Source organism: Bradyrhizobium sp. JR3.5 (genome assembly GCF_054057015.1).
Map to the genome: position 1 here is coordinate 6,292,099 of NZ_JBSRYV010000002.1, position 12,265 is coordinate 6,304,363.

General features: G+C 61.2%; 10 protein-coding genes and 2 pseudogenes. 1 reads left to right on the plus strand and 11 read right to left on the minus strand.

Annotated elements, in window-relative coordinates:
• Positions 1-71 precede the first annotated feature (71 nt).
• The 10 genes and pseudogenes from ACVWW1_RS46725 to ACVWW1_RS46770 all read right to left on the minus strand — a co-directional run.
• Positions 72-1,397 carry an NAD(P)H-dependent oxidoreductase gene (locus ACVWW1_RS46725; RefSeq protein ID WP_456660555.1) on the minus strand — a complete coding sequence of 442 codons (1,326 nt, stop codon included), beginning with the start codon at positions 1,395-1,397 and terminating at the stop codon, positions 72-74.
• Between the two features lie 5 nt (positions 1,398-1,402).
• On the minus strand, positions 1,403-1,966 hold the full coding sequence (rfbC, locus tag ACVWW1_RS46730) for a dTDP-4-dehydrorhamnose 3,5-epimerase (RefSeq protein ID WP_456660556.1): 564 nt from the start codon (positions 1,964-1,966) through the stop codon (positions 1,403-1,405).
• 20 nt (positions 1,967-1,986) lie between these two features.
• Positions 1,987-2,967 (minus strand): GHMP family kinase ATP-binding protein, encoded by a 981-nt coding sequence (locus ACVWW1_RS46735; protein WP_456660557.1) that lies wholly within the window; start codon positions 2,965-2,967, stop codon positions 1,987-1,989.
• A gap of 130 nt (positions 2,968-3,097) precedes the next feature.
• Positions 3,098-4,165, minus strand: a complete 1,068-nt coding sequence (locus tag ACVWW1_RS46740; protein ID WP_207836904.1) for an NAD-dependent epimerase/dehydratase family protein — start codon at positions 4,163-4,165, stop codon at positions 3,098-3,100.
• Positions 4,158-5,411, minus strand: coding sequence for an HAD-IIIA family hydrolase (locus ACVWW1_RS46745; RefSeq protein WP_456660558.1), 1,254 nt, complete (start codon positions 5,409-5,411; stop codon positions 4,158-4,160). Before ACVWW1_RS46745 ends, ACVWW1_RS46740 begins: the two co-directional genes overlap by 8 nt.
• Positions 5,411-5,656, minus strand: coding sequence for a hypothetical protein (locus ACVWW1_RS46750; RefSeq protein WP_456660869.1), 246 nt, complete (start codon positions 5,654-5,656; stop codon positions 5,411-5,413). Before ACVWW1_RS46750 ends, ACVWW1_RS46745 begins: the two co-directional genes overlap by 1 nt.
• Positions 5,556-6,161, minus strand: a complete 606-nt coding sequence (locus ACVWW1_RS46755; protein WP_456660559.1) for an SIS domain-containing protein — start codon at positions 6,159-6,161, stop codon at positions 5,556-5,558. Before ACVWW1_RS46755 ends, ACVWW1_RS46750 begins: the two co-directional genes overlap by 101 nt.
• Positions 6,162-6,227: 66 nt before the next feature.
• Positions 6,228-7,409, minus strand: coding sequence for a glycosyltransferase family protein (locus ACVWW1_RS46760; protein WP_456660560.1), 1,182 nt, complete (start codon positions 7,407-7,409; stop codon positions 6,228-6,230).
• Between the two features lie 35 nt (positions 7,410-7,444).
• Positions 7,445-8,155 (minus strand): GMC family oxidoreductase, encoded by a 711-nt coding sequence (locus tag ACVWW1_RS46765; protein WP_456660833.1) that lies wholly within the window; start codon positions 8,153-8,155, stop codon positions 7,445-7,447.
• Positions 8,156-8,267: 112 nt separating this feature from the next.
• Positions 8,268-9,110, minus strand: a pseudogene (locus tag ACVWW1_RS46770) (GMC family oxidoreductase); the annotation flags it as partial.
• Positions 9,111-9,353: 243 nt separating this feature from the next.
• Here ACVWW1_RS46770 and ACVWW1_RS46775 point away from each other — a divergent pair.
• Positions 9,354-10,679 (plus strand): lipopolysaccharide biosynthesis protein, encoded by a 1,326-nt coding sequence (locus ACVWW1_RS46775; protein WP_456660561.1) that lies wholly within the window; start codon positions 9,354-9,356, stop codon positions 10,677-10,679.
• A gap of 504 nt (positions 10,680-11,183) precedes the next feature.
• Here the strand turns inward: ACVWW1_RS46775 and ACVWW1_RS46780 are convergent.
• Positions 11,184-12,257: pseudogene (locus ACVWW1_RS46780) on the minus strand (O-antigen ligase family protein); the annotation flags it as partial.
• Between the last annotated feature and the right edge of the window lie 8 nt (positions 12,258-12,265).

A 12,265-nucleotide genomic window follows, 5' to 3' on the forward strand; every position in this document is an offset into this window, starting at 1 on the left:
CGGTCCAGCCAGGCAAGCGGATTTCTGGAGCTCGGATCACGCGCGGCGGAGCCGCGCGAAACCGATCCGGTCTAGGCAGCCTCAGGGCGTATGAATGACGGCCTGCCGAAGAAGAGGGTGTCTTGCTCCTGGCGCAGCGCATCGCACATTCGGCCCGCCGGAATCTCGACGTCGTCGTATCCGAGCACCTGGTCCCGCGCAACGTTCCGCCGGAGACGACAACCTTCGGCGAGACCGATCGGAAGGAGGCGCTCGGCGTGAGCGACCTGCGCGTTCTCGCACAAGCCGTAGGTCATGTAGTGGCCAAGCCCGTCGATGATCTCGCCAGCCCTGAGATCCCTCTTGGCGGCTGCAACCACGTCGACATGCGGCGCGCCGAGTGGAGTGATGGCTGCATCCCGGAAGATCGCCGCGCGAGCAACCGTGAACGGGACTTCAAAGTGACAAAGATGATAGGGCCAGTAGAAGCAGTAGAGCGGGCCTGCTCCCATCTTGTAGAGCGACAGGTAGTGCTTCTCGACCGTATCGTTCGTCGTCCCAAGTACGAATATACCTGGGTTTGGCATGGCTCCCACACAGTAATCCACGATGCCGGGACCCTCGAGAAGCTCATCGAGCGGGTACCAATTGACCGCTTCCTGGATCGGGGTGCCGGCCTCGACGACCGGACCGTGCATTCCGCGCCTCGCGACCCGCATGCCTGTTGCATTGGCAACGATCGCGTTCTCGAAAGATATCTTGGTGCCGTCTGCGAAGGACGTGACCATCGGGGCCTTCATCCCCCAACGTTTGGCAAACCCCTCCTGGGTCGTCGGATTGCGGTATGGGTCGTGTAGACCTTTGATGTTCCCGCACAGCACGGGTCTAATACCTAATCCCTTCACCCACCGGTACAGATTCATGATGACGCCTGGCTGGTCACCTTCCGTGTTCGTGATGACGACCCCGGCGCGGTCGGCATAGGTCTTCAGAATCGGGCCGAGAGTACCGTCGAGTTCGGCGTTCATCATGACGACGTGCTTGGTTCGGGCGATCGCCTGCATCACCACACCAGCCGCGAATTCGATCGTGCCGGTAACCTCGAGAATCACGTCGATCCCATCAGCGTTGCAAAGAAGCATCGGATCGTCGGTGATCGCGCGCCGGCCCCGGGCGATGCAGTCGTCCAGTTCGTCCACGCGGCGCACTTGTGTGACGTTGCTCTCGCCGGATTCGGCGTACGCCTTGCGGGCTTCCTCGAGGTGACGGTTGCAAATCGCAGCGAGTTCGATGCCCTTGGTATACTGCAGCATCTGACGCGCGATGCCTTTGGCCATGAACCCGGCGCCCACCATTCCGACCCTGATCGGGGTGCCGGCCCGTTGCAGCCGCTCGAGCTCGCGGTCGACGATGAACATGCGATCTACCCCTCATCTGCGGCTGCGACGAGCCGGCGCTCGTCTACAAAATCAGGCCAGCTGCAGTCCTTTTCCGAGATGACGACGGGCTCGGCAGGCCACTCGATGCGAAACGCCGGATCATTCCAGCGCACACCCCGCTCGGCGGTCGGCGTGTAGAACTCGGATACGAGATACGTGACCTCCGTCTCGTCCGCGAGAGTCAAAAAGGCGTTCGCGCATCCTTTCGGGACGAGGAGCATGCGGTAGTTCTCGGCACTAAGCTCGACCGCGATGTGACGCATGAACGTTGGCGAGTCAGGTCTCAGATCGAGCATCACGTCGTGCACGGCGCCGCGAACGCAGCGCAGAAGCTTGGCCTCCTGATAGGGAGCGACCTGGTAGTGGAAGCCGCGCAACGTGTGCTTTTGGCGGTTGAAGGAGATATTCATCTGGGCGATCTGGCTGGGCAGGCCGTGATCGTCGAACTCCTGACTGCACCAGCCGCGGGCAAAAAAGCCGCGGTCGTCGGCTCGCTTTTCAAGCTCTACCGTACAGACGCCCGCAATTTCGGTGGTCTTGAAAATCATCGAATCCTCCAAGACCAGCGTCACCCGGCCGGGTAAAGCACCCGCGAGCCATGGACCTCGTACCCTAGCGACACCAGGGGAAGATCCGAGAGCGCCTGACGCACCCGCTCGCGCTTCTCCGGCTTCACGATGAACATGAGGAAGCCGCCACCGCCAGCACCGCAGAGTTTGCCACCTTCGGCGCCTGCCTCGAGGGCCCGCGTGTAATAGCGATCGATCTCGGAGGTAGTGATCTTGGAAGCAAGACCTCTTTTCAGTGTCCAGCCGCGGTGAAGAGCCTCGCCCACCTGCTCGAGCCCGATCTGTTGACCGGAGCAGAGCGAGCGAAACTCAAAGGCGTCGTTGCGCATGTGTCGCAGAACGTCCAGGTTTCTCGACGTGTTGCTCCTCTGCTCGGTGAGTACCGAGGCGGCAGGGCGCTGATGACCGGTCCAGAACATCATGATGTTGCTGAACAGGTAGGCAACAGAGCCGCTTCGGGCCGGCTGCGGTTCGACCGTCACGCGGCCGCCGCGCCCGAAGCGGAGCAGATTCAGGCCGCCGAACGCTGCGGCGTATTGGTCCTGCTTGCCGATCGGCTCTCTGAGAACTTCCATCTCAATATAGCAGGCCTCCTCAGCCAGTTGGCCGGCGGTGACGCGCTCGCCACGGAAGGCATGGAGCGCGTGGAGCAATCCCACTGCAAAGGCGCTCGATCCGCCCATGCCGGTGGAGGCCGGCATGTCGGCGACGGTGCTGATGAAAATCGGAGGCTCGATGTCGAGAAACTTGAGGCACTCACGAGCAATGTTGTTGTCGATCTCCTCGATCGTATTGACCTGCTCGGTGCGTGAGTAGTTGAGCCGGATCGGCTCGTTGAAGAGGTGGCTGTGACGCTTCACGGTGACGTAGACGTATTTATCAACGGCCGCGCTCAGCACGGCGCCTTCCTCGACCTCGTAGAATTCCGGTAAATCCGTGCCGCCTCCTGCAAAGCTGACGCGGAGCGGGGTCCGTGTCATGACGATATCGGTCGGGCGCCAGCTGGCGTGAGAGGGTCGGAGCCGCTCCGTGTCAGGGACGACGGATGCATGCTCGAGTTCCCGCGTCGATAGAGTTTCCACTGCGCTCGGCCTCCCAGCCTGTCGAGCCTCAGGCCCGATTTCGACTCACGTTGGCTGTGATCTCGGTCCACCTCAGCGAATCGTCGATCGATCCGCTGTCGAGCAGATGCCGCAACCAGCTCAGACGCGTAAAACGCTTGTCCCTGAATGCGTCATGCTTCAGGCCGATACGTTGGAACGCGGTATAGAGTTCCCTCGCTCCGTCCGTGGCCGTCCATCGGAAGCTGAATTCCGGAAAGGTTCGCTTGAACTTGGCAAAATCCGCCTTGTAGGTGCGCTGATCGGCTCCGGGCTGCGGTACGCTCGCGAGTTCGCAACCGGGAACGCTTTGCGCCGCAATCTGCCCGAGCTCGCGGATCTGGTGGTTGAGTTTGTCGGCACCGACGTTGAAGGCCTGGTTGTGGACAGTCTCTAGCGGCGCCTCGAGCACCGCCTGAAACGCGCGCGCAACGTCCTGGACATGGACGACTGGCCGCCACGGAGTGCCGTCGCTCTGGATCACAATGCGGCCAGTCGTGAAGGCGTTGCCCATGAAATCGTTGAGGACCGTGTCGAACCGCATCCGCGGCGATAGGCCGTAGACGGTCCCGTTGCGGCAAAACGTCGGAGAGAAACGATCGTCGGCGAGGGCGCGCAGCGCCGTCTCCGCTTCGACCTTGGAGCGAGCGTATTCGGTGCGCGGCGCGAGCGGCGCATTCTCGTCTACGACTGTCGCTTCGGACGTCCCGTACATGATGCAGGAGGATGAAAAAATGAAGCGCGTGACGCCCGCCTGTTTCGCCAGCTTCGCGAGCCGGATCGTTCCCTGCGAGTTGATCTCCCGCGTCCAGGCTTCGTTCAAATTGCCGATCGGATCGTTGCTGAGTGCCGCCAGATGAATCACCGCGTCGAAACCGGTGAGCTCCTTGGCGGTAACTTCGCGTAGGTCCTGATGGATCGTCGGGACCTCGGCGAGGTCGGGGACGAGTGTGCAGGCAGAGAAATATCCGGTGTCGAGACCGACCACGTCGAAGCCCTGGCGCTGGAGCCAGGGCGCCATGACCGATCCGATATAGCCATTGTTGCCGGTGATCAGGATCCGCTTGTTGTTAGGCATATTCCGGGGTTCCGTTCAGCATTTGCCGGGTGAGGTCGAGGAGCGAATAGTCATCGGTCACGCGCTGGAAGGGACAGTCGGCCGCCGCCGCTGCCGCAGCGTCGCGCTCATCGTCGCCAACGAATAGCGTGCGCGTGAGGTCGAGGTGGAAGTCACGTTGCGCCTGGTAAAGGAGACCGGGTTTCGGCTTGCGGCACTCGCAGCCGTCTTCCCAACCGTGCGGACAGTAATATATCGCGTCGATCGAGCCTCCCGCCTGCGAGACTTCCCGCTTCATGCGGTCGTGTACGGCGTCGAGGTCGGCCTCGCTCATGACGCCACGGCCAATGCCGGGTTGGTTCGAGGCGATGATTGTGCGGTAGCCCCGGTCGTGCAGCAGCCGGAGTGCTTCGAGAGAGCCCGGGCACCACGCCCACTCATTCCAGTTCCGTACGTACTGCGCTTGCGGCGGCTTGCGGTTGAGCACGCCGTCGCGATCGAGGATTACGGTCGGCTTGCGGCGCATGAAGGCTTCCGTCGCCGGCAGGCGATCCAGCGAGCCGACGCTGTAATAGCGGTGATCGCTGGCATAGGCCGTGAGCCGCCCTTGTCGAGCGAGTGGTGTATAGATCGCCTCCTCGAGCAGTGTGTCCTGCTCAGGCAGCAGCGCGAGGGCGAGGTCTGTAAGGATCGCGTAACTGATTTCGACCTGCTGAAGCCCGGGCGTCACGCGCAAACGATCGAATACGCTCACATGACCGTCGTGGTCGAGCAGGGCGCTGCCCCGGGAGTAACGATCCTTGTTGTTATAGACGGTGATCAAGCCGGGCTTCCCGGCTTCGCGGAACCGCGCCCACAGCCGGTCCATCTGCATCGGCCAGTAGTTGTCGCAGTACAGCAGCAGGAAGCAGGGATCGATCATGTGCCGAGCAGTCGCCACCCGGCTGCTGGTCAGTTGGTCGGGTTCCGTTACCGAGTACTCGATGTGCACGCCCCAGTCGCGACCATCGCCGAAGTGGTTCTGCACGACCTCGGGCAAATAGCCGAGGAGGATCAGGACTCGTTCAAAACCCTGGTCGCGCAATTGCTCGATCTGGTACTCCAGGAAAGGGCGTCCGAGAACCGGCACCATCGGTTTGGGCCGATCCTTCGTGATCGGCTGCATACGCGTTCCGCGGCCGCCGGCAAGGATGACCGCCTGTGTCGGCCGATCATAGATCCGGCCTTCGATACGCGCTTGGCGGGACGTGCCGTCGAGGGCGGCCATCAGTTAAGACCTGGTCTGTCGGCAACGAGACACCTTGTGACCGCGTGGCAGATCGCCGAATGGACGTCCTCGACGAGCTCGTACTTGCCTTTCTCGGTCTCGACGCACACCGGCTCATCGACGAGACCTCTCAGCACGCCGCCGTCAAACCCGAGTAGCGCTGCGGTGGTGAGCTTCTGCCTCCGCGCCAGTTCGACCGCGCGAACCAGGTTCGGGGAGTTGCCGCTCGCGGAAATGCAGGTCAATACATCTCCCGGGGGTCGCGAAATTCTCGAGCTGGCCAGAGAATGCCCTCTCGTAACCTTCGTCGTTCGACAGAGCGGAGAACCAGGACATGTTGTCGGACAGACACATGACTTTTAACGGTCGGCAGCCGGAGCGCTTGGTCGCCTTGCCAAGGTCATTGACCCAGTGAGAAGCGGTTGAAGAACTGCCGCCATTTCCGGCGATGTAAATGAACGCCCCTCGGTCGCGAGCCTCACGGAAAACATCGACAAGCCTCTGGACCGCGTGCACTTGAACTTCCGCCAGCACACGCCGCACATTCTCAAAATGCGTCGAGATGACGTCTGATGTCTCCGATGGTGTCGAAATCACCGGTTGCACATGTGGTGATTCAGACCAAATCGTGCGCATACGCCCGGCTCTCCAAGGTGAACAAAGGCTCAAACCTCTGGACGTATTAGACGACAGTTCTTGCCGCGCGACATTCACTCTTTGGGGGTAGGCCGGATGGCGACCAAATATCATTGGTCGCGAGGAGGATGCTTCCGCGCTTTCTTGGTGACGGAAGGCACGAGCATCTCGAGCTGTACGTCACGCCGGCAAGGGCGACATCGCAGCGGCGGCGACTTCTCTGAGCCGGGACTTGCGATCGTGGAGCTGCGGGAGCGGCTCCATTCCGATAGCAGACAAGATGTGCTCCCAGCGGTAGACCCAATCGTGCCGCAGCAAGCTACCCACGGCGTTCGTTCGCCGAATGCGCGCTATTCGCTCCGGCTGCGCATCCAGTTCGTCGATCACGGCAGCGATGTCGCCGGTCTCCGGAGAGACCTCAATCACGGCATCCGGCCAGTCGAAGTACTCTTTGAACTCGGCGCATTGCGGCGCGTTTCCAAGGATGACGGCGCCCCCGGCGGCGCCCTCGAACAGACGTGACGGAAGGACCTGCTCGCCTGCGATCTTGTGCGAGTTTGCACTCACGACTGCCGCGGGATTGAAGCCCATGAAGTAACGGGTGCGCTTGATAGTATTGGCAAGAAGCAGTCGATGTTCCCGCCAATCCTTGACCTGAGAATTGCCGCTCGAGAGCGAGTCATACAGATAGAAGAGGTTGCGGCGTTCAGCCAGCGCCACCAACTGCCGATGTGGTCCCACCGCGCGATTGCCCATCGAATATACATCGACGACCCGCTCGGGGGGCGACGGATACGGTGTGGCAATCAGGCAATCGACGCCGGTCGCCAGAAAGGAACAGGGAGCGGCCGTGTATTGGGAAAGGCGTGCAATGCTTGCGCTGTGAAGCAGAAACACGTGGTCGAACTGGTCCAATAGTTTCAAATATTGGCGATCCTCTTCGAGTGTGCTCGACCAGAGCTCGATCAGATATGCGACGGCGATCTTGCAGCGACCGCGCCAATTTCGGATGCGCGAGAGCTCAACGAAGCTTTGCGGACTCCAGGCCACAAAGAAGAAGACGTCGTAGTTCTGGTCGAGTTCGACCCGCTCAATCGTCGGCGCGTTCTTTAGTCCGAGCCCCTTGCGGACACCGTTGACCAGCCTGTTGAAGTCGCGCTGCACACTCTGGTTGTCGTGAGGTGGCAGGATGCCACCGAGATGTTTCGTCAGGTAGTTGTCGATGCCAGGTGCGACGAGGTCTGCATGATCGCACTCGGTGACGATACGGCAGAACTCGTAGGACGATGCGAAATGGGCTCGATCTTTCGCGTTAAAGTCGGAAGCAACGAGGATTCGTCTCTTCAAAAACCGGTCCTCCATTTACCTTTTAGCCAGCGTGGCCTCTGGATCGCGATCTAGGCCATCAAGGCGCGCTGAGGACGCTCGACACGGTCGGAGGGATCGGAATGCGTTGCGGGCAAAGGATGCCGTCCCAGTATCATGTCTGCGGCCTTTTCTGCGATCATGAAGACGGTCGCGGACGTGTTGGCGGACGGCACAGTGGGCATTATCGAAGCATCCGCTATCCGCAGATTCTCCAAACCGTGGACACGCAACTGATCATCGACGACAGACGCCGGGTTGTCCTGCGGGCCCATTTGGCACGTCCCGCACGGATGATATGACGTCAGTCCAGCCTCCCGCGCAAACCCCAGGCATTCGGCGTCGTCCGTGACCGAGGGACCGGGCAATTCCTCTCCGCAGCAGTAGGGCTGAAGCTCGGGGGCGGCGAGCAGCCGTCGCATCATCCTGATGCCGTCGACAGCGACACGCTGGTCCCTTTCGTCCACGAGAAAGTTGGGCTGGATGATTGGGGCACGGAAGGGATCCGGCGAGCTCGCGCGGACGAACCCGGTGCTGTGCGGCCGTAGCTGGTAGAAGCCGGGCTTGAGGACGGGAAAGCGCTCCCGGAGATTGGAATAATTCCCGATGGCAACGTCTATTTGAACGTCCGGCGTGGAGGAGAGATCCCGCGAATTGGCGAAACCGTATACGAGAGATGGACTGAGAGCGAGAATGCTCGGACGGCCGAGCAGCCATTTGGTGCCTTCCTGGAGTAGATTCAGGCCGCGCCCGCCTGACCGTCTTGCCTTTCACCCGGACGATGAAATGGATCATGTAGTGGTCTTGCAGGTTCTGGCCGACGCCAGGCAGCTCATGCAGCACCGGAACCCCAAGGTCCGCGAGCAATGCCGGTGAGCCGACTCCTGAAACCTGCAGCAGCTTCGGCGTGTTCGCGGCTCCGGCGGTGAGGATCACCTCGCGGCGTGCTTTCACTTCACGAGCCGGATAGCCAGGTCCTTGCGCGTACCGAACGCCGACCGCTCGCTTTCCCTCGAACAGCACTGCGGTGGCCTGGGCTCCGGTCCGAATCGCCAGGTTCCTCTTCTTGGCAACGGGTCGCAGAAATGCCTGCGCTGCACTGACGCGCCAGCCGTTCTCGATGTAGCGCTGATAATATCCGAAGCCCGCCTGCCTTGCGCCATTGTAGTCGGAATTGTGCGGGAGTCCGAGGTTGTGCGCAGCCTCGATGAAAGAATCGCAAAGCGGGTGCTTCCAATCGCAGTCTGTGATCGGCAGCGCTCCCTCGACGCCTCGGTACGTGGTGTCGCATGTCCCGATTCTTCGTTCGGTTTTTTTGAAGTACGGCAGCACGTCGGCGTAGGCCCAGCCCCGGTTGCCGCGTCGGGCCCAACCATCGAAATCGTCGTAATGTCCCCGGTTGTAGTTCATTCCGTTGATGGCAGTCGAACCACCGAGCGTCTTGCCCTGCGGGATCGGTATGGCACGGTTTGCCGTGGCCGGGTTCGGCTCAGTTTCGTACTGCCATGCATATTTCGGAATCGATGCGGCCTTATAAACCCCCGCGGGGACGCGCAGGAAGACACTGTAGTCCGGCGGGCCCGCTTCGAGCAGGCAAACAGTGCAGGCTTCGGTGGCCGCGAGCCGATTGGCCACCACGCACCCCGCGGCCCCGGCACCGACAATGATATAGTCGAAAACCTCTGTCTCCGCCGACATTGCTTCTACCCCACGGGTGCCACTGCACGGTGGATGTTAGCGGACAGGTCTTCGCGTCACTCGGTTCATCGGTGTTACCCCTTCGGAGAGCTTTTTGAGATTGTCATTCGCAGGCATGCTTCTGAGCTGCCGCGGCTCACCATGACAGACAGGGGCTCCAGGGGATTTGGCGTTGCACGTCTGCGGCTTCGCCTGTCTGGAGGGCGCCAGGACTTATGGGGCCTCCCTCAGTGAGGACTTCTGATGAGCCTGCGTAAGCAAGCGGTCAGTTTAGCCATTATGCATGCGGCCGACGTGCTGCAGCCCCTTCTCGTTTTGCCATATGCCGGCAGGGTTCTGGGGCCGCTTCATTTTGGACTTTACGCGTACGCCCTGAGCGTCGGATGGCTCGCAGCCACGATCGTGGAGTATGGTTTTCATTGGACTGCGCAACGCGCCGCTGCGTCCGCCCGGGATGAGCCAGCTGCTATCGCTTCTCTTCTCGCGGAAGTCACTGCCACGAAAGCTGTACTGTGCTGCCTGGTGATGCTCGTCGGCGTCGCCGCCTCGGACGGCCTCATCGCTGTCAGCAAGCCCATGTTTTTGTGCGCCATGCTGACCTCGGTGGGAGGCATCCTGTTTCCGACCTGGCTGTTCATCGGTCTGGAACGTGCATGGCAAGCGGCCATCGCGGTGGTTGTCGGTCGCAGTCTGGCTTTGGTGTGCTTCCTGATGATGGTGACCTCGTCCGCCCAAATCGAACTAGCGGTGGCGATTCAGAGCTCGATAGGGCTTGTCGCTGCCGTTGTCAGCCTGCCGTTCATCGTTCCCGTCGGTTTCAGCGGTTTCCGGGCCGTGACACCCTCCATGGTGGGATTGCAGCTCCGGAACGGCTGGCGAGGATTCCTCTTTACTCTTGTCGAGAGGATGTTCGTGGCTCTGCCCGTTCCGCTTGTCGAGCATTTTTCGGGTTACGTTGCCGCCGGCAACTATTCGATTGCGGAGAAATTCGTGAATGCCACACGGCCTTTTTTCAGGGCCATGTGGGAAACGCTCCTACCCAGAGTCGCATATTGCGCACGCCACGACCCGGAAGCAGGGCTCGCTCTGATTCGGCGTTCCTTGCTGACCCTCGTCGTTGGTGCGGCATTCAGCCTATTCCTGTTCTTTATAGCCCCATATGTCATCCTCTTGTTATTCGGCGAGAGTTTTTCGGGTGCGATCCCGATCGTTCGGGTGATGTCTGTCATCCCGGTCCTGATCAACGCGAATACGTGCACGTCAAACCTCTATATGTTCAACTACGGCCACGAGCGCGCTTGGGCCATTCTCAACGTATCAAGCTTATTGATATTCCTCGCTGTCGCATACCTGCTCTCCCAGCAACTCTCGAACGCGGCAATCGCCGTCGCGGTCGCGCTAATTGCGAGGGAATTCTTTGTGCTAGTGGTCTCAGCAGGTTTCTTCCTGGTGTTTGGTACTGCCAGAGCGCAGGGTCCCGCAACTCAAGGTGACGGCAAAGCGCACGCAAGCGACGTTGCAGCGGGTGCCGTGCTCGCGTCGCGCGCTCAACTTCGCTCCGAACGCTAACTCGACTTGCTTGTTGCCGGTCCTGTACAACCCGCCCGATTTCGTCGGATACCCTGGTCCAGCAGCATCATTCCGGGCTGGTCGCCATCGACGCGCCAGGTTCGATCGCCGGGCGTCGGAGAGGGCAGGGCTCATCGACAACGCCGGGCCTGCCGACACAGCCGTGAACCGCCATAAGAGCCCAGTCAGGCAGGCGGCGACGCTTCGCGTGCACCGGCCGGCAGTGGCGGGCTGGCTCCCGATGCTTCGGATTCGTCCGTACCCAGCAGGTAGCGGTAGATCATCGTCGCGCCGATGCCGAAGCCGATCAGGCACCAGAACCAGATCCCCTGCATCGGCGCCTCGAGTGCGACGTCGAACGAAGCGTTGATGATGCAGGAGGAGACGTAGCAGGCGATAAACAGCATCAACGCGGCCCATTCGGTGTGCCCGCGTCTGTAGGCCAGCACCATGGCGCGAAGCAGCGTGCCAAACCAAGCGGCCAGAAAAAGCAGCCCACAGCACAAGCCCCGGCACCCCCGCGCGCGCCAGGATCGTCATATGGGCGCTGTGCGGGCTGCGCAGGGGCCGCTCGCTGTTAGCCCTCGCAAGCCCGTCCTCGACAGCCAAATTTACCCCAAATCCGCGGCCGGTCCAGAAATACGGTCCATGCACCGTTTTCTCGACGATGGTCCGCCACCAATTCGCGCGCCACTGCGTGGTGTCCTCGGTCTGGGCGCCTCCCTGGCCGACGATGCTGGCGATATTCTCGACGATTTGCGCAACGCTGATCCGCCGTTCGGTCGAGACGCGGGCTTCCTGGTAGCCGGAGACGGTCGTTTCAATCGCGTAGGAAGCGGCAAGCAGCACTGTACCGGTCGCGACGACGACGAGAACTGGGCGCAGTTTGCCGAGCGCCAACGCCGCCAGAACGACTGGCACGGCAAATGCTAGGACGGCTGCACGGCTAACGGCGCCGACCATAACCACTGCCGTGATAAGACAGGCCGTCCAGATCGGAGTTGGCCTGCGCATGCCCGTGAGGATGAACACGGTAGCGCCTGCGAGGTGTGTCGCGACCTCGCCGGCGCCGAGCCAGACCAGGCCGACGCTGGTACCGGGTACATTCGGTATATAGTCCGCAAAATAGAAGCTGAGCGGAAACAGGATGGGGACGACAGGAACGTAGATATCCAGGAATTTCTGGTAGTAGCTAATGATCGTATCGATGCGGCGATAGTCTTCGATCAGAAGGGCGGCGACGACGAAGGCGAAGACCCCGTACACGAGGATCACGCTGTCGCGCAAGGCGTCGGAACCGTAGGTGTCAAGATAAGGAAAGGTGCGCAACAAGGCCCAGCCCATGGCCGCCGCGAGAAGAAGGCTCGGTCCGGATGCGAATACGGCCACCAGACACCCTGAACGCAACAGCACGAAGAGCCCAGCGACGAAGGCGATCTCGCCGACGAAAAGCGGCCGATAGCCCCAATAGGCGAAGCCCTTTCCCATCAACGCATATCCTGCCAGGGCGCAGCAGAGCGCGAGGGTGTAGCGGTCGCCCAGGCTTGCAGAACGGGAAGGTGAGAGAGGGGTGGCCATGATAGGTC

What these genes read in the sequence shown, in the direction of transcription:
- ACVWW1_RS46735 (WP_456660557.1), bottom strand. Translation starts at nt 2,967, where the DNA reads ATGACACGGACCCCGCTCCGCGTCAGCTTTGCAGGAGGCGGCACGGAT.
- ACVWW1_RS46775 (WP_456660561.1), top strand. Translation starts at nt 9,354, where the DNA reads ATGAGCCTGCGTAAGCAAGCGGTCAGTTTAGCCATTATGCATGCGGCC.
- ACVWW1_RS46760 (WP_456660560.1), bottom strand. Translation starts at nt 7,409, where the DNA reads ATGGAGGACCGGTTTTTGAAGAGACGAATCCTCGTTGCTTCCGACTTT.
- rfbC (WP_456660556.1), bottom strand. Translation starts at nt 1,966, where the DNA reads ATGATTTTCAAGACCACCGAAATTGCGGGCGTCTGTACGGTAGAGCTT.
- ACVWW1_RS46755 (WP_456660559.1), bottom strand. Translation starts at nt 6,161, where the DNA reads ATGATATTTGGTCGCCATCCGGCCTACCCCCAAAGAGTGAATGTCGCG.
- ACVWW1_RS46740 (WP_207836904.1), bottom strand. Translation starts at nt 4,165, where the DNA reads ATGCCTAACAACAAGCGGATCCTGATCACCGGCAACAATGGCTATATC.
- ACVWW1_RS46745 (WP_456660558.1), bottom strand. Translation starts at nt 5,411, where the DNA reads ATGGCCGCCCTCGACGGCACGTCCCGCCAAGCGCGTATCGAAGGCCGG.
- ACVWW1_RS46725 (WP_456660555.1), bottom strand. Translation starts at nt 1,397, where the DNA reads ATGTTCATCGTCGACCGCGAGCTCGAGCGGCTGCAACGGGCCGGCACC.